General features: G+C 36.1%; 14 protein-coding genes. 7 read left to right on the forward strand and 7 right to left on the reverse strand.

All coding sequences use genetic code 11. The features are described 5' to 3' along the window. Positions 1-51: 51 nt before the first annotated feature. The 6 genes from EQG63_RS02440 to EQG63_RS02465 form a co-directional block, all read right to left on the reverse strand. On the reverse strand, positions 52-3,075 hold the full coding sequence (locus EQG63_RS02440; protein WP_129434054.1) for a T9SS type A sorting domain-containing protein: 3,024 nt from the start codon (positions 3,073-3,075) through the stop codon (positions 52-54). A 177-nt stretch (positions 3,076-3,252) separates the two neighbouring features. Next, complete coding sequence (pruA, locus tag EQG63_RS02445) at positions 3,253-4,878, reverse strand: L-glutamate gamma-semialdehyde dehydrogenase (RefSeq protein WP_129434055.1); 1,626 nt, start codon at positions 4,876-4,878, stop codon at positions 3,253-3,255. Positions 4,879-5,042: 164 nt separating this feature from the next. Further along, entirely contained in the window at positions 5,043-5,657 is a 615-nt protein-coding gene (locus tag EQG63_RS02450; RefSeq protein ID WP_129434056.1) for a hypothetical protein, read from the reverse strand. 138 nt (positions 5,658-5,795) lie between these two features. Continuing rightward, positions 5,796-6,059, reverse strand: coding sequence for a type I restriction enzyme HsdR N-terminal domain-containing protein (locus EQG63_RS02455; RefSeq protein ID WP_129434057.1), 264 nt, complete (start codon positions 6,057-6,059; stop codon positions 5,796-5,798). A 123-nt stretch (positions 6,060-6,182) separates the two neighbouring features. Then, entirely contained in the window at positions 6,183-7,400 is a 1,218-nt protein-coding gene (odhB, locus tag EQG63_RS02460; protein ID WP_129434058.1) for a 2-oxoglutarate dehydrogenase complex dihydrolipoyllysine-residue succinyltransferase, read from the reverse strand. 54 nt (positions 7,401-7,454) lie between these two features. Next, complete coding sequence (locus EQG63_RS02465) at positions 7,455-10,220, reverse strand: 2-oxoglutarate dehydrogenase E1 component (protein ID WP_129434059.1); 2,766 nt, start codon at positions 10,218-10,220, stop codon at positions 7,455-7,457. A 112-nt stretch (positions 10,221-10,332) separates the two neighbouring features. Between EQG63_RS02465 and EQG63_RS02470 the strand changes: the two genes are divergently transcribed. From EQG63_RS02470 to EQG63_RS02480, 3 genes are all read left to right on the forward strand, one after another. Then, positions 10,333-10,878 (forward strand): porin family protein, encoded by a 546-nt coding sequence (locus EQG63_RS02470; protein WP_129434060.1) that lies wholly within the window; start codon positions 10,333-10,335, stop codon positions 10,876-10,878. 55 nt (positions 10,879-10,933) lie between these two features. Next, positions 10,934-11,689, forward strand: coding sequence for a UDP-2,3-diacylglucosamine diphosphatase (locus EQG63_RS02475; RefSeq protein ID WP_129434062.1), 756 nt, complete (start codon positions 10,934-10,936; stop codon positions 11,687-11,689). Between the two features lie 209 nt (positions 11,690-11,898). Next, complete coding sequence (locus tag EQG63_RS02480) at positions 11,899-14,166, forward strand: TonB-dependent receptor (protein WP_129434064.1); 2,268 nt, start codon at positions 11,899-11,901, stop codon at positions 14,164-14,166. A gap of 31 nt (positions 14,167-14,197) precedes the next feature. On the opposite strand, the gene EQG63_RS02485 is transcribed toward EQG63_RS02480, so the two are convergent. After that, positions 14,198-14,620 carry a Rieske (2Fe-2S) protein gene (locus EQG63_RS02485; RefSeq protein ID WP_129434067.1) on the reverse strand — a complete coding sequence of 141 codons (423 nt, stop codon included), beginning with the start codon at positions 14,618-14,620 and terminating at the stop codon, positions 14,198-14,200. Between the two features lie 150 nt (positions 14,621-14,770). Between EQG63_RS02485 and greA the strand changes: the two genes are divergently transcribed. The 4 genes from greA to pyk all read left to right on the forward strand — a co-directional run bounded on the left by greA (position 14,771) and on the right by pyk (position 17,703). After that, positions 14,771-15,247 carry a transcription elongation factor GreA gene (gene greA, locus EQG63_RS02490; protein ID WP_129434069.1) on the forward strand — a complete coding sequence of 159 codons (477 nt, stop codon included), beginning with the start codon at positions 14,771-14,773 and terminating at the stop codon, positions 15,245-15,247. 2 nt (positions 15,248-15,249) lie between these two features. Continuing rightward, positions 15,250-15,639, forward strand: a complete 390-nt coding sequence (locus EQG63_RS02495) for an HIT family protein (RefSeq protein ID WP_129434071.1) — start codon at positions 15,250-15,252, stop codon at positions 15,637-15,639. A 150-nt stretch (positions 15,640-15,789) separates the two neighbouring features. Further along, positions 15,790-16,269, forward strand: coding sequence for an IPExxxVDY family protein (locus tag EQG63_RS02500; RefSeq protein ID WP_129434073.1), 480 nt, complete (start codon positions 15,790-15,792; stop codon positions 16,267-16,269). A 3-nt stretch (positions 16,270-16,272) separates the two neighbouring features. After that, positions 16,273-17,703 (forward strand): pyruvate kinase, encoded by a 1,431-nt coding sequence (pyk, locus tag EQG63_RS02505; RefSeq protein WP_129434075.1) that lies wholly within the window; start codon positions 16,273-16,275, stop codon positions 17,701-17,703. Positions 17,704-17,711 lie beyond the last annotated feature (8 nt).

Here is a 17,711-nt window from a genome sequence, read left to right on the forward strand (position 1 = left end):
AGAAGTCATTTCCTTTTCGAAAACAACTTCTAATTCCTTCTCCATTTTTATTTATTGTTTTAATATTCTTTTGACCGATTTATAATCGTCACTTTCTATTACTAATAAATATGAACCTTGAGCCAATTCTGAAAGATCCAATTGCACTTCATTTGAATTCAATACTGAAGGTTTTTTATTGGCAATAATTCTACCTCTCAAATCGATAATTTGCATTTTTGCCGAACTAAGAGTAGTGCTTGACGAAATAGTTATTATTCCGTTAGTAGGATTTGGATACACATTTAATCCTAAAAACTCATGGGTATTGACACTTAACGGTGGATCTACAATTACGGTCATAGGTATATTAGCAGGAGCCATTCGAGCACAATCGTTAGTAAAGGTCACTCTTGCATTCCAAACCCCTTCTGCTGTACTTCCATCTTGAATATTTGTAATTGATGGATTTGAATTCCCTCTGGAAACTCCAATTGGATCAAACCACTCAATTGTTCCAACATATAAATTGGACGGAATTTGCAATTCTAAATTCGCTCCTTGATTCACTACAACACTATTTCCAGTAGTAAAACTACCTCCATTAATTTTATATTGAGTCGTTCCTGTTAAATTTGGATTGGTTGGATGAATCGTTACTGTTACCGTTTGTGCTTTTATAGGAAATCCGACAGGTGTAATGGTTATGGTATGTGTTCCTGCTGGCAAATTGCTAATGTTTACGGTGACGTTTCCATCGGCAGTAATGATTGCCGGAGAAAAACTAACCGTAGCACCTAAAGGCTGACCTGTTGCAGTATATGATATCGAATTGCATCCGTGTACATTGTTTGAAAAAGTAAAAGAGGCATTGGTTCCTTGACAAGCAGTAAGGGTGTTTGCTCCTGTGTTTGCAAAATCAACATCTGGTTTTACGATTTCGCACCAAGCAAAATCGACATTTCCTTGTGTAATGGTCACGTGGTTTTCGTTTGTAGGTGGTAAATACCAGTTTTTGAATGGCGTAGTATTTGTGGTGGTAGTGGTGGTACCATCCCATGGTAAATCCTTTGCCCCCATATTAATATTGAAATAATAATTGGGCTGATTGTTTGTAATAACACCGCCTACATTCAAAGCCATTCCGCTCACTGCCGGAATAAAACTAAATTTATCAGCTTTCATGGCTCCCAAGAAATTCGTCAAAACAGGATCTCCGGGTGGAAGTGAATCTGCCAAACCACTCATGTCAAATAATCCTCCTGGAGAAGAATCGACACCATTACTCCCAGCGCTTTGTTTCGCCGTAGCTAAAAAAGAATCTTGGGTAATCCAGAAAAATATTTGCGCCTGAATATCAACATCCACAATGGTTTCTTGCACATTGGCATTGGGCATAAATTCGCAAAACGTCATGGCTCTTGTGTTGATAATGGCAAAGACATCACCCGTATCGATATTGGCTTGACTGGAAGAAGTTCCAATAAAATCGAAACCAGGATTAATATCATTGTTGTTTTTATCTTTAAATTTTGCCAAAGCTCCACTCCCATTAATCATAGAAACATTTCTAGTAGTTTGTGGAAAACCCATCGTGTTCATTCTGTTTTGGAAATTATTTCGAATACCTGGATAACCCGTAGGCGTTAATGGTAATCCTGAAGAAGGCACTATAGGATCATCTCCTAAGGCTGCTCCTGCTCCCGCTGAAATATGAGCTTGAAAATGGTCCACCAACATCTGTTTGGCTGCCGGAGAACGAAGCATACTATTGATTAATGGTTTTACTCCATCAGAATCCCCATAACCATAAGCGAAATAATTGAACAAGTGTTGTAATCCGATAGGAACATTGGCACCATAATGAGGAGAATCAAAAGAAATCCAAAGTCTAGTTTGATGATTTAATGTATTTTGTTCCATAAAACGTAAGGCATACCTTGAAATCAATCCACCCATACTTGGACCAATAATGATATTTTGTTCGGTCCCCACTTTTTGAGCGTTTAGGGTTTCAATTACAGTAACTACTGATAAAGCATTTCTTTCAATAAAATCGGCTCCACCATCTACCACCCTTCCTAATGAATTGGTATAGTTTGGAAAATTAACGACAACAATATCATAGCCTTCTTCATTTCTAATGCGATCCCCTAAATTTCGGGTAACGCCTCCACCATCAACGTAGGTCAGCAAATTGTACACTGCAGTTGTATTTCTACCATCCGTAGGATCGAATCCATCAATCACATAAATAGGTTTATCAAAAACTCCATCAGGACTGTTAAAGATTTCATATTCACATTTTCCTGCCGACAAATCAGTTTCACCATATAATGCCAAATCGGGAGTTCTTGTGGCAGTAATTAGGTTTATCGTTCGTCTGAATAATCTTGCTACATCCGCATTTGAATACGATACGGTTAAAATTGATTTTCGGGTTATTACCTTTCCATTTTCGAAGTGAATTTCAAATTGCAGTGCTTTTTGTCCTTCAGAAGGATAATTTACAGCAATACCTTTGTCCAATTCTGTCAGAACAAATCCTTTTCCGTCATCAAAGTTTGTTTTTATAAATGCAATTTTATCATTGGTAGTATTGACAAACATATTGCTATCCAACACAAAAGTTGTATTAACTCCTTTCTTTCTAATGGCTAAGGGAGCAACAATGGTATTGGAATACTTATCAAAAACATATTCGTTTGATGTTCTTGTGGCTTTACTTGCGTCAATGACATACAATCCTTTATTGTAGGCCTCTTTACTGGGCACTTCGAATTCGGTGTGAATCAATCCTATTTTTAAAACAGGCGATGCATTTTCAATTTTCATTTCCGATGCGATCAAATCGGCGTTTTGAAATCTTTTTTGGGTGTCGGCTTTTGAAAGTTCTTCATAAGATTCATGCAGATTGTACATGTTGTAACTTTCGCTTTTTTTACCTAGAACAGTGAAGGGTTTTACATCTGTTACTAATAAAGAGGTTTTCATTCCAGTTCTGTCGAAATTGGAAAAATCGACTTTCTTTTTATTTTGTGATTGCACCCCAAATGCAATAAATAAAAAGAAAAACCAATAGTAATTTTTGGTCATAATGTAGTTTTTTGGTTGGTTTGTTTTTGGCTAACTATTATGCATGCATAGTAATTTTCTTACACAATTTAAATATAATTTTCTAATAATCAAATTTTTAACAGTTTATTTAAATTAAACGTAATAAAAAAAGCCTCGCAATGCGAGGCTTTCTGAGTATGTCTATTTTAGGAGGGATTATCCCAAAAACGGATATCCGTAATGTTCCGGAGTCACAAACGTTTCTTTGATGGTTCTTGGAGAAACCCAACGTAATAAGTTTTGTGCAGAACCTGCTTTGTCATTAGTTCCTGAAGCTCTTGCTCCACCGAATGGTTGCATTCCCACTACAGCTCCTGTTGGTTTGTCATTGATATAGAAGTTACCCGCAGCGTTTTGTAAGGCTACAGTTGCTTCTTCAATAGCATAACGATCGGTACTTAAAACAGCACCCGTTAACGCGTATTCTGAAGTTTGATCTACTAAAGTTAATGTTTCAGCCCATTTTGCATCTTCATATACATAAATGGTAATTACTGGTCCGAAAAGTTCCGTTTCCATTGTTGCATATTTCGGATTTGTTGTTACGATAACCGTTGGCTCTACAAACCATCCTTTTGATTTATCGTAGTTTCCACCAACAATAATTTCAGCATCTGAATCTTGCTTAGCTTGATCGATATATTTTGCTAATTTATCAAAAGAACCTTCATGAATTACTGCAGTAACGAAGTTGGAGAAATCTTCTGGCGATCCCATTTTCATTGTAGCTACATCTGCAATTAATTGTTCTTTAACTGCTGGCCACATCGATTGTGGAATATATGCTCTTGAAGCTGCCGAACATTTTTGCCCTTGAAATTCAAAAGCACCACGCGTAATTGCCGTGGTCACTTGCTTTACATTTGCCGATGGATGAGCGATTACGAAATCTTTTCCACCTGTTTCACCTACAATTCTTGGGTATGTTTTATATCTGTGAATGTTTTCTCCGATTTTTTTCCAAATTTCTTTGAAGATAAATGTCGAACCAGTATAGTGAATTCCAGCAAAATCTGGAGACGCTAAAACAGTATCTGTAATCATCACTGGATCACCAAAAACAACATTAATTACTCCGTCTGGAACTCCAGCTTCTTTGAAAACATCAATAATTACTTTTGCAGAAAATACTTGGCTATCACTTGGTTTCCAAACAACCACATTACCCATTAAAGCTGCACTCGCCGGTAAATTTGCTGCAATAGCCGTAAAGTTAAATGGAGTCACTGCATACACAAAACCTTCTAATGGTCGGTACTCTACACGGTTCCACATATCTGAAGTGGAAGCCGGTTGGTCTGCGTAAATTTGTGTCATGAACTCTACGTTAAAACGTAGGAAGTCGATTAATTCACAAGACGCATCAATTTCTGCTTGGTGAATCGTTTTAGATTGCGCAATCATGGTTGCCGCATTTATTTTTGCTCTATACGGTCCCGCGATTAATTCCGCCGCTTTTAAAAAGATAGCTGCCCGTTGTTCCCAAGCCATATTCGCCCATTTTGTTCTGCTTTCTAAAGCATTAGCAATGGCTTTTTCAACATGAGATTTCTCAGCTAAATGATACGTTCCCACAACATGTTGGTGATCGTGTGGCGCCGACATATTTCTGGTGTTTCCGGTAAAAATTTCTTCTGAACCAATATACAATGGCACATCAATTTTCGAATTCCACATCGCTTTGTAAGCTTCTAAAACTCTTGTTTTTTCTGGAGAATTTGGTGCGTAACCTTTAACGGGCTCGTTTACCGCTTTTGGTATATTAAAAAATCCTTTTAACATATTTATTTGTTTGAATATTAGACAATATAATTACTTTAACCGCAAAAGTTGTACAAAAGTACAAAGGTTTTTTGAATTAACTTTGATGGAAATCGAAAGCTTTTAAAAATGAAAAATCCCAAATTGTTTGACGAATTTGGGATTATAAAAGTTAAATCAAATAATTATTTCTGAAAATACAACATTGCAGCATCTAGAAGTTGTTTTTTCAGAGCAACAACACTCTCTATGCCTTTAACATCATGTTTAATACCATTAATTTCAACTGAATAATTATTTCTTGAACAAAGTATTTTACAGATGATTTTTTTGTTATTATCATCAACTAAAATATTGAAACTATTTTTTTGATCTCTATAAGAAATTCTATCTGCATCAATTTCTCTTTTATGAATTAGAATCGTCTTAATTGTATGGTATATTTTTAATTCTTCAGCTGTAGTAATAATTAAACTACCGTTTTTAGATTCTTCCTCAATTACTTTCTTGAGTGCTTTTTGAATAGAAGTAGAACTAATTTGTTGTCGTATTTTTAATTTAATCGGGTCAGTCATTCTTTTACCATTCATTCGATTGAAAATAGCCTTGATAAAATCATCTGAAGGATCATATAACTCATTAGCAAATGCCGCAGAAAAACCTTGTAAGAAATAGAAATCAGTTGCCTCTTCCAGCAACTCTTTTATATCAATATTGTTTTTATGTAATTTGGTTAAATCATCAATTAAAGCGTCATTTATTTCATTAAAATCAAATACTAAAAATGGATTTACATTCAAACTAGTTTCTTTATTTGCTTCATTAGCACTATAAACTCTCCATTCAAGACCATTTGTTAATATTCCAAGTTTACAACTTGGAGTATTAATAAAATAACCATTTAATTGCCAAGCTTCTTTATCTGTTAACGTTTTTCCTTATTTTTTACATTCAACAATAATTTCTGGGTTTTTACTTCTAATCAACAACCCAATATCAGCTTTATCATTTTTTTGTCCCCAACCTGCATTAATTTCGGTAAGCATATCGTCCATTCTGCTGTAGCCCAAAATTTCAATAATTGGCTCAATAAGATATTGTCTTGTTTGAGCTTCATTAGTACACTTTTCTTCAAGTTTACTAAAATCAATTTTAGCTAATGATTTTTTAATGACATTAGCAATTTGTTTATTTATCGGCATACTAGAAATTAATTTAACTTTTGTTAAAGATAAAAAAAACTCCTTATCATAAATTTTTTAAATTGATATAATAAAAAAATCCCAAACCTATTGTTTGGGATTTGTATAATAATAAAGCACTTATTACAATTCTAAAGCTTTTCTAGGATTACCTCCCATTAAGATTTCTGTTGGATTTTCTAACGCTTCTTTTACTGCTACTAAGAAACCAACTGATTCTCGTCCGTCAATGATTCTATGATCGTAAGACAATGCCACAAACATTACCGGAGCGATAACGATTTGTCCGTTTTTCACGATAGCTCTGTCTACTACATTGTGCATTCCAAGAATTCCTGATTGCGGAGGATTGATAATTGGAGTCGATAACATCGAACCGAAAACCCCACCATTAGAAATCGTGAAGGTACCACCTGTCATTTCATCTACCGTAATTTGTCCGTCACGTGCACGAATCGCCAAACGTTTGATTTCTGCTTCAACACCACGGAACGATAATAATTCTGCATTACGCATTACCGGCACCATTAATCCTTTTGGTCCAGAAACCGCTACCGAAATATCACAAAAATCGTAAGAGATTTTCTCTTGACCATCGATCATAGAGTTTACATCTGGATATAATTGTAAAGCACGCGTTACAGCTTTGGTGAAGAACGACATAAAACCTAATCCCATTTGGTGTTTGGTTTTGAATTCTTCTTTGTACTGATCGCGTAATTTATAAATTTCCGTCATGTCTACTTCGTTGAAAGTAGTCAACATCGCTGTTTCGTTTTTAGCCGCTACTAAACGCTCGGCAACTTTACGACGTAACATCGATAATTTAGATCGTTCAGAACCGCGAGATCCACCCGTTGGCGTTCCCATAGAAGGTACTGCATTCGCAGCATCTTCAGTCGTAATTCTACCACCTTTTCCAGTTCCTACGATTTCTGAAGGCTGAATGTTTTTCTCTGCTAATATTTTTTTAGCAGCAGGAGAAGCCGAACCTGTTGCATAAGTAGCTTCTGGAGCAGGAGCTGCTTTAGGCGCTTCCACTTTTTTCTCTTCCGCTTTTGGTGCTTCGGCAACGGCAGCTGAGCCTGTCGAAGTAGGTTTTGCCCCGTCTGTATCAATTAAACATACTACAGCACCAACGGCAACTGTATCACCTTCTTCTGCCTTAAGTGTAATAATACCGCTTACTTCAGCAGGTAATTCTAAAGTAGCTTTATCAGAATCAACCTCAGCAATCGCTTGGTCCTTTTCTACATAATCTCCATCTTTTACTAACCAAGTGGCTATTTCTACTTCCTTGATTGACTCTCCCGGTGAAGGGACTTTCATTTCTAAAATCATCGGTTATAATTTTATAAAGTGTTGTTATTTATCTGATTATCAAAAATACAATTTTTATTGAAATAGGTTTTTATCAAAAACCATGGCAATGGCTGCGGCATGACGTTTTTTAGAACGCACATAACTTCCTGCTGCTGGTGCACTATACGCTTTAGGAGAGGCAACTCTAAATTTCACTTCGTTGAAGTTCATCAACATGAAACCGTAGGCTCCCATATTTCTTGGTTCTTCCTGTGCCCAAACGTAATCGTCTGCATTCGGGTATTTCGCAATGATTGCTTTCATTTGCGCTACTGGAAGTGGAAACAATTGCTCTACTCTTACCAAAGCTACATCTTTTCTTCCGTTGGCTTCTCTTTCTGCTTTTAAGTCGTAGTAGAATTTACCGGTACAGAATACCAATGTTTTGATATCGGCTGCATTTACATTTGCATCGTCAATTACTTCTTGGAATTCTCCGTTTGTGAATTCAGCTACTGAAGAAACTGCTTCTGGGTGACGTAATAAACTTTTCGGAGTCATTACAACCAATGGTTTACGGAATTTCGTTACCAACTGTCTTCTCAACAAGTGGAAGAAATTGGCTGGAGTGGTACAATCGGCTACATACATATTGTGGTTCGCACACAATTGCAAGAAACGCTCCATACGTGCTGAAGAGTGTTCCGCACCTTGGTTTTCATATCCGTGAGGCAACAACATAACCAATCCGTTTTGGTTGTTCCATTTGTCTTCTGCTGCCGAAATGTATTGGTCAATCATAATTTGAGCTCCGTTTCCGAAATCTCCAAATTGTGCTTCCCAAATCGTTAAAGCATTCGGATTGGCTAACGCATAGCCATATTCGAATCCTAAAACACCATATTCTGAAAGGTGTGAATTGTACACCGAGAAATTTCCTTTTTTATTCGGAACGTGATTCAATAAGATTACTTCTTCTTCTGAATCTTCTACTTTCACTACTGCGTGACGGTGTGAGAAGGTCCCACGTTCTACGTCCTGCCCCGAAATACGCACATCATATCCTTCTGTTAATAAAGATCCATACGCTAACATTTCACCCATAGCCCAATCTAACTTATCGGTTTCAACCATTGTTTTACGGTCGCCGATTAGTTTGGTGATTTTGCTGATGAATTTTTTATCGGATGGCAATTCGGTTACCGTTTTGGCAACGGCGTCAATAATCGCTTTACTTACTTTTGTTTCGTATTTCTGAAGCATTCCTTCTGCTTCTACTTGATGAAAACCTTTCCACTCGTCCTGCATAAACGGAGAAATTACCGTCAAATCTTTTTTACGAGAGTTTTCTAAATTTTCTTCTAAGGATGCTTTGTATTCTTCTTCTAACGATTTTACAAAATTTCCATCGATAGCACCTTCTGCCTTTAGTTGATCCGCATAGATGTCTCTTGGATTTTTATGTTTTGAAATCGCTTTGTATAATTTAGGTTGGGTAAAACGAGGTTCATCTCCTTCGTTATGTCCATATTTTCTATACCCCAATAAATCGATAAACACGTCTTGTTTGAATTCCATACGGTATTCTAACGCGAACAACATGGCATGTACAACAGCTTCAGCATCATCCGCATTTACGTGAAGTACTGGAGACAAAGTTACTTTGGCTACATCTGTACAATACGTCGAAGAACGAGCATCTAAATAGTTTGTCGTAAATCCAACTTGATTGTTCAATACAATATGAATAGTTCCGTTGGTTTTGTAACCGTCCAACTTCGCCATTTGAATAATTTCATATACGATTCCTTGTCCAGCCACAGCAGCATCACCGTGAACGGCAATTGGCAATACTTTAGAGAAATCTTCTGGGTAATATTTATCTTGTTTAGCACGAGTAATACCTTCAATAACCGCTCCTACTGTTTCAAGATGCGAAGGGTTGGGTGCTAAATTGATATTGATGTTTTTACCGGTTTGTGTTTTTCTATCGGCAGTTAATCCCAAGTGGTATTTTACGTCACCGTCGAATAAAGCGTCATCGTCATAATCTTTTCCGTCAAATTCAGAGAAAATATCTTGAGTTGGTTTTCCGAAAACATTTGCCAATACGTTCAAACGACCACGGTGTGCCATTCCCATTACGAATTGCTCTACGCCTTTTTCAGCAGCTGCTTCGATCAAGAAATCTAACGCTGGAATAGCCGATTCGATTCCTTCCAAAGAGAAACGCTTTTGTCCGACATATTTCGTGTGTAAGAAGTTTTCAAAAGAAACCGCTTCGTTTAATTTCTTAAGAATGCGTTTTTTCTGATTGGTATTGAAATTTGGTAAATTATCATTGATGTCTAAACGACGTTGAATCCAATCGATCGTTTTAGGGTCACGAATGTACATATACTCCACTCCAATGTGCTGACAATATACATTATCTAAATGTTTGATGATATCTTTTAACGAACACGGTGCTAAGTTGACCACTTTAGCAGCATCAAAAACAGTATCCAAATCTGCAGTTGATAATCCGAAATTTTCAATGTTCAAATTCGGAGAATACGTTCTTCTATCGCGAACTGGATTGGTTTGCGTAAATAAATGTCCGCGTGTTCTGTAGCCATCAATCAGTTTCAGAACATTGAATTCTTTTTGTAATTTTTCGGTGTTGGCAGAAACAGGCTCATTGCCATTCGCCATTGCAGATAACTGCTCGGTTGGACTGGCAAACTCATTAGCAAAGTCAAATCCTTGGAAAAAACTTCTCCAACTTGGCTCAACGCTATCTGGATTTTGTAAATATTGGTCGTATAAATCGGCAAAAAAAGCCGTATGTGCTGCGTTTAAAAAGGAAAACCTATCCATAATTTTGTCTTAGGACGTTTTATGTTAAAAAATTTATGCAAAAGTATAAACTTTTGCTGGAAACTAATCAATAAAATAGTACATTTATCTATACATTTTTCAATTATTTGTTATGATCTCTAAATTTACACGAAACATTATTACGTTAACATTGTTTTTAGGCTTATTTTTTAATTCTTCAATTTTAAACGCTCAAAATGATAGCATCCCAAAATCAAAGAGTGAATTTTGGAAGAACGTACGATTTGGGGGCGGATTGGGTCTTAGTGTTGGTGGTGGTTTTACCAATATTTCCGTTTCGCCAACGATGTATTACAATGTAAATGAGTGGGTTTCTGTTGGAACGGGTTTAACTGGAAGCTATATAAAAAGTAGTGGCGATTATAATTCTTGGATTTATGGTGGAAGTATAGTTGGGCTTTTTAATCCTATCGAAAACATTCAACTTTCAACAGAATTCGAACAATTACGAGTAAACACCGAATTTCAAACACTTACTGGGAATTTTTCTGAAAATTCTTGGAATTCTGCCTTGTTTTTAGGTGCAGGTTATCGTGTGGGTAGCGTAACACTGGGCGCTAGATACAATGTGCTCCATGATAAAAACAATTTCATTTATTCCGACCCATTTATGCCTTTTGTGAGGGTTATTTTTTAGTGTAGAAATTAACAATTCACTTAAAAATACATACATTTGCTTCAAACAAAAGTCAATGATTTTAACTTCTTCCAAAAAAATATATTTTGCCAGCGACCAGCATCTAGGCGCACCAACACCTGAAATTAGCTTTCCACGAGAACAAAAATTTGTCGCTTGGCTAGATGAAGTAAAACAAGATGCTGCCGCTATTTTTTTATTGGGTGATTTGTTTGATTTTTGGTTTGAATACAAAACCGTAGTCCCAAAAGGATTTGTTCGTGTTTTAGGCAAACTTGCGGAAATTCGCGATAGCGGGATTCCGATTTATTTTTTTGTGGGTAATCACGATTTGTGGATGAATGATTACTTTGAAAAAGAACTCAACATTCCGGTATACCATACTACCAAAGAATTTACTTTCAATGATAAAACGTTTTTAATTGGTCATGGCGATGGTTTAGGTCCTGGTGACAAAGGATACAAACGGATGAAAAAAGTGTTTACAAATCCGTTTTCAAAATGGCTTTTCAGATGGTTGCATCCCGACATTGGAGTGAAACTAGCCCAACATCTTTCGGTTAAAAACAAATTGATTTCGGGAAGTGACGATGTGAAATTTTTGGGAGAAGAAAACGAATGGCTGGTGCAATATGCCAAACTCAAATTGGTAACGAAACATTATGACTATTTTATTTTTGGACACCGTCATTTGCCGATGGAAATCAAATTAAATGACACCTCGAAATATATCAACCTTGGCGATTGGATAGGCTATTTTACCTATGGTGTTTTTGATGGAAATACTTTCGAACTTAAAAAACACGAATAATCTTTTGCAATTCTAAATTTAGGATTACTTTTGCACCGTCTCAAAGGGGTGCTCTAAATAACGAGCTGAGATTATACCCAATGAACCTGGGCGGGTAATGCTGCCAAGGGAACTGATACTAACTACGTGCACATAGTTGGTGTCGAGAAATTCATTATTTAATTTTTAACAAAAGAATAATTACCCCTTTTATTCGTAAACATTTACGAATGAAAAATTTATTCCAACACAGAACAAAGATTTATTTAAGTCTTTTCTCTTTTTTCTTTTCTCTTTTTTCTTTTGCTCAAGAAGTAGCACAAGATTCTACCAAATCAAACAAGCTAGAAGATGTTATTGTCACGGCAACTCGTGTGAAAGACAATTCGCCTTTTGCCTTTTCTACCCTAAAAAAGGATGCATTGAATGCAACCAATTTAGGTCAAGATTTGCCTATTTTATTAGACCAAATGCCTTCTGTTGTAACAACTTCCGATGCAGGTATCGGAGTGGGTTACACCGGTATGCGTGTCCGTGGTAGCGATGCTACTCGTGTGAATGTAACTATAAATGGAATTCCATATAACGATGCCGAAAGTCATGGTACCTTTTGGGTTAACATGCCCGATTTTGTTTCTTCGGTTGAAGACATACAATTGCAACGCGGTGCTGGAACCTCTACCAATGGCTCTGGTGCTTTTGGCGCGAGTTTAAATTTACGAACCTTAAAACCGTCCACTGAAGGATATGCGACCATTTCCAATTCGATTGGATCATTCGGCACGAGAAAACACACTTTAAGTTTGGGGACTGGAATTAAAAATGGCTTTTATGCCGAAGGAAGATTGTCTAAAATTGCCAGCGATGGGTATATCGACAGAGCATCTTCTGATTTAAAATCTTTTTATACAGAAGCGGGTTATATTGGCACAAAAACTTCTGTAAAAGCAATGGTTTTTGGCGGAAAAGAAATTACCTATCAGTCATGGTATGGAACACCTGAAGCTGTTATCAAAGGAGATGTAGCTGGAATTCAGGCGTATATCGCTAGAAATTATTCTTCTTCAGAAGAAGCCTTTAATTTACTTAATTCCGGAAGAACCTACAATTTTTATACTTATGAAAATCAAGTAGATAATTATGGTCAAAATCATTATCAATTGCATTTTACCCATCAGTTTAACGATTATTTGAATGCTTCTATTTCGGGTAATTATACGAAAGGTAAAGGATTTTATGAAGAATTTAAAGACAAACAAAAACTTAAGGATTATTTTTCTGAAGCGCCAAATGGCTCTGATGAAGGTGATTTAGTGCGAAGAAAATGGTTGGATAATGACTTTTACGCTTTTGTGTATTCTTTAAATTACAAAAAAGAAAAATTTTCAGCTACGTTAGGTGGAGGGTATAATAAATATGATGGCGATCATTTTGGAGAAATAATTTGGAATTCTTTTCCTGTTGCGCTTGACAAAGATTTACAATACTATAAAGCCAGCGGATTAAAAGAAGACTATTCTACTTTTTTAAAATCCGATTATAATTTTACCGAAAAACTAATCGGTTTTCTTGACTTGCAAGTTAGAAAAGTAGATTATTCAGCAAACGGAATGAATGCCGATTTGAAACAATTAAACGTAAACAAAACCTATAATTTCTTTAACCCAAAAGCTGGAATCACCTATTTGATAAACGATAAAAACAAGGTGTATGGATCGGTTTCTGTGGCAAACAAAGAACCGAATCGAGACGATTTAACTAAAAATCCTACCGAACCATCGGCAGAAAAACTAATCGATTATGAAGTAGGTTATGCCTTTAAAAACAGATTGTTCGCTGTTAACCTTAATGGTTATTTTATGAATTATAAAGATCAATTGGTACTTACAGGAGCCATTGACGATACTGGAGGTCCAATTCGAGAAAACGTAGACAAAAGTTACCGTTTAGGAGTAGAGTTGACAGCTCAGGCGAATGTGACAGACAAGTTAAAATTGGAAATAAACACCACAGTGAGTAAAAATAAAATAAAATCTTTCGATTATAAAGTGGCCGATACTCAGTACGATACCAACACTTATGAAGAATCTTATTTTACTGTAATTACAAAATACACAGACACGGATATTTCTTTTTCACCGAATGTAATTTCTAGCGGAAGCATTACGTATTCTCCGATTAAAAATTTGAATCTTGCGTTACTATCGAAATATGTGGGCAAACAATTCTTAGACAACACGGCTACGAATTCAAGAAGTATAAAAGCCTACAACACCAGTAACTTAAGTGCTTCTTATACGTTAAAACCAAAATGGATTAGAGAAATTAATTTCAACTTGTTGGTGAATAATATTTTTAACAAAATGTACGAATCTAACGGTTATACATTCAGTTATTACTACCGTCCTTTAGCTTCAAATGATAATGCCATTACCGAAAACTTTTATTACCCACAAGCAGGAATAAATTTTATAACGGGAGTTACATTAAAATTCTAAAAACTAAAAGAGGAGCAAATTGCTCCTCTTTTTAATTATATACTCGAATTATCTCTCCCAAAACTTCAACACGATATTGCTTCATCCCGTATTTTTGACCTCCAAGTCCGGTATAAATACTATAAGAAAAATTATCACAAGTACAGACCGCATTCAATCCACTAATAGACAATCTAGAACAAGGAACCGGGTATTGATTCGGGCAACTCGCCTCCCAGGCACGATAATCGTTGCCGCTACCCGCTTTCATGACAATAATTCCTTGAATTCCTGCTCCTGCGTCCGTAATCAAAAGTGGATTACTCGGAAAAGTCAAGGCGTTATATGCTGGTAAATTGGTATTGATTTCTTTACTAAAAGAAACATTTTGCAAATATTGATTATTAGTTACCACTTTGTCTTTATTACAAGAAGACAAAACAACGAGCAGTACTGATATCAAAAATCTTTTCATATAAATTTTGTTTGAACAAATTTAATTTATTTAACTTTGTAAACGTATGTTAGTCATATAAAATTATAAATTGAAATAAAATAATAATATCTTTGTAGAAAGGAATCCCGTTGCGATGGGATTTTTTCTATTTATATAAACAATGACGTTATGAGCACAGTATCTTATTACACAGCCGCAGGATTAAAAAAATTAAAAGAAGAATTAGAGCAACTAAAAAATATAGAACGCCCCAAAGCTTCGGAGGCAATTGCTGAAGCCAGAGATAAAGGAGATTTATCTGAAAACGCCGAATATGACGCTGCCAAAGAAGCACAAGGTCTTTTGGAAATGAAAATTTCTAAAATGGAAGACTTGTACGCCAACGCTCGTCTTATTGATGAATCGCAATTAGATGTTTCTAAAGTGTTGGTTTTGTCGCACGTGAAAATTAAAAACCAAACCAACGGTATGGAATTAAAATACCATTTGGTAGCAGAAAGCGAAGCCGATTTAAAATCAGGAAAAATATCGGTTACTTCTCCTATTGGGAAAGGATTATTAGGAAAATCGGTAGGTGAAATCGCAGAAATTCAAGTACCCAACGGTATTTTAAAATTTGAAGTTTTAGAAATTTTTAGAGACTAACCATGGCTTCTATATTCACCAAAATAGTAAACGGAGAAATCCCATGTTATAAAATTGCAGAAGATGAAAATTTTCTAGCCTTCCTTGATGTCAATCCGAATGCAAAAGGGCATACCCTTTGTATTCCGAAGCAAGAAATCAATAAAATTTTTGACATAGAAGACGATTTGTATTTAGGTTTAATGGCATTTTCCAAAAAAATTGCCGTGGCCTTAGAAAAATCGGTTACCTGTAAAAGAATTGGTATGGCGGTAATTGGTTTAGAAGTACCACATGCACATGTACATCTGATTCCTTTAAATGAAATGGACGAAATGCGTTTTCAAAATAAGGTGAAACTTACACCACAAGAATTTGAAGAATTAGCGCTAAAAATTAGTTCCCATTTATAACACGAAAAGCCTCAAACAATTTTGAGGCTTTTTTATAGCACTCAATTACTCATCCGCAATCGTTTTCGTTAATAAATTAGCAAAAAGCTAACACTTCTTCCTTACATAAATACTTTATTAGTAGTATATTTACATTTTATTTTGAATCCTATGGCCATTCACAAATTACAGCTGGAAGATTTCGATCAAATTGATTATGAACTTATTGCCATTCATACCACACTGGAAGATTATCGGTTGGCATTCAAAATAAACCAACAATTGGGAATTTTACTTTCCAAAAACAACAATGAAATCCCGATAGAAGTCAGCAAACAAAACACCTCTTTTTCTAGGTTTACTTTTGATGATGAAGATAAAATGATGACCTGGGATTTAATTCAAAACAAACAAGAAATTGAATTGCCGGTTCAAAGCAAAAATGCCTCGCTTTTTCAAGATAAAATGGTGGCCACGCAAGTGAATTTAATCACCGAATTGAAAAAAGCCGATTATTTACTGAAAATTGAACACGAAAATCAAATAAAAATAAAAGACATTATAAATAAAATAAATAAGATTGAAACCATTAGTACGGTATATGAAGTAGATGCTAATGAAATTAAATCGAAAAACAACTTAATTTTTTAAGAAATGCCAACAAGTAAAAAGACAAAAATTGTAGCTACACTCGGCCCTGCATGTAGTTCCAAAGAAGTAATAAAAAAAATGATGGAAGCTGGAGTGGATGTTTTCCGAATCAACTTTTCGCATGCCGATTATTCTGATGTTTCCGAAAGAATTAGAATTATTAGAGAAATCAATGAAGAAAGTGGTTTCACTACGGCTATTCTTGCCGATTTACAAGGTCCGAAACTTCGTGTAGGAGTGATGAAAGAAGATGTAGTCGTGAATGAAGGCGACTTGGTTACCTTTCAAACCGCAGAAGATGTTCCGGGCACCAAAGACAGCGTGTACATGACCTACAAAACCTTTCCAAAAGATGTCAATCCAGGAGAAAGAATTTTGTTAGACGATGGAAAATTAATTTTCGAAGCGGTTTCTACCGATAGAAAAGCCAAAGTGGTTTGTAAAGTCATTCAAGGAGGTCCGTTAAAGTCGAAAAAAGGAGTCAACCTTCCGAATACCAAAGTATCTTTACCGGCTTTGACCGAAAAAGACATCAAAGATGCCATTTTCGCTTGTGAAAACAAAGTCGATTGGATGGCCCTTTCGTTTGTTAGAACGCCTGAAGATTTAAAAGATTTACGCGATTTAATTGAAAAACATTCGGATCATAAAATTCCGATTGTGGCTAAAATTGAAAAACCAGAAGCCGTAGAAAACATTGACAAAATCGTTGGACATTGCGACGGATTAATGGTAGCCCGTGGTGATCTGGGAGTTGAAATTCCAGCGCACGAAGTACCGTTAATTCAGAAAAAACTAATTCACAGAGCGAAGTTGGCGCGTATTCCGGTAATTGTGGCAACACAAATGATGGAAACAATGATTACCAGCTTAACACCCACTCGTGCGGAAGTAAATGACGTGGCAAATTCAGTAATGGATGGTGCCGATGCGGTAATGCTTTCTGGCGAAACTTCGGTAGGGAATTATCCAATACAAGTCATTGAAAAAATGACTCAAATTATCGAAGCCGTGGAAGATTCACCACTCATTCATGTGCCTCAAAAGCAACCTCAAATCAAAACGAATCGTTTTATCACCAAACACATATGTTACCACGCCGCCATATTAGCCGATGATATTGAAGCCAAAGCGATTACCACCTTAACCAATAGCGGGTATACCGCGTTTCAGGTTTCGGCATGGCGCCCGCATGCACATGTGCTTGTTTTCACGTCCAACAAACGTATTTTAACCCAATTGAATTTATTATGGGGCGTAAAAGCGTTCCTTTATGATAAATTCGTAAGTACCGACGACACGATTGATGATATCAATGCCATGGCCAAAGAAAGTGGTTATGTAAAAAAAGGCGATCTTTTGGTAAACCTTGCCGCGATGCCAGTCGTAGCCAAAGGAATGGTGAATACCTTACGTATTTCAGAGATTGAGTAAGTAAAAAA

Source organism: Flavobacterium amnicola, from assembly GCF_004122165.1.
In the GTDB taxonomy this organism is placed as follows: domain Bacteria; phylum Bacteroidota; class Bacteroidia; order Flavobacteriales; family Flavobacteriaceae; genus Flavobacterium; species Flavobacterium amnicola.

Coding starts and splice junctions, on each gene's coding strand:
- EQG63_RS02440 (WP_129434054.1), bottom strand. CDS start 3,075: ATGACCAAAAATTACTATTGGTTTTTCTTTTTATTTATTGCATTTGGG.
- pruA (WP_129434055.1), bottom strand. CDS start 4,878: ATGTTAAAAGGATTTTTTAATATACCAAAAGCGGTAAACGAGCCCGTT.
- EQG63_RS02455 (WP_129434057.1), bottom strand. CDS start 6,059: ATGCCGATAAATAAACAAATTGCTAATGTCATTAAAAAATCATTAGCT.
- odhB (WP_129434058.1), bottom strand. CDS start 7,400: ATGATTTTAGAAATGAAAGTCCCTTCACCGGGAGAGTCAATCAAGGAA.
- EQG63_RS02465 (WP_129434059.1), bottom strand. CDS start 10,220: ATGGATAGGTTTTCCTTTTTAAACGCAGCACATACGGCTTTTTTTGCC.
- EQG63_RS02470 (WP_129434060.1), top strand. CDS start 10,333: ATGATCTCTAAATTTACACGAAACATTATTACGTTAACATTGTTTTTA.
- EQG63_RS02475 (WP_129434062.1), top strand. CDS start 10,934: ATGATTTTAACTTCTTCCAAAAAAATATATTTTGCCAGCGACCAGCAT.
- EQG63_RS02480 (WP_129434064.1), top strand. CDS start 11,899: ATGAAAAATTTATTCCAACACAGAACAAAGATTTATTTAAGTCTTTTC.
- EQG63_RS02485 (WP_129434067.1), bottom strand. CDS start 14,620: ATGAAAAGATTTTTGATATCAGTACTGCTCGTTGTTTTGTCTTCTTGT.
- greA (WP_129434069.1), top strand. CDS start 14,771: ATGAGCACAGTATCTTATTACACAGCCGCAGGATTAAAAAAATTAAAA.
- EQG63_RS02495 (WP_129434071.1), top strand. CDS start 15,250: ATGGCTTCTATATTCACCAAAATAGTAAACGGAGAAATCCCATGTTAT.
- EQG63_RS02500 (WP_129434073.1), top strand. CDS start 15,790: ATGGCCATTCACAAATTACAGCTGGAAGATTTCGATCAAATTGATTAT.
- pyk (WP_129434075.1), top strand. CDS start 16,273: ATGCCAACAAGTAAAAAGACAAAAATTGTAGCTACACTCGGCCCTGCA.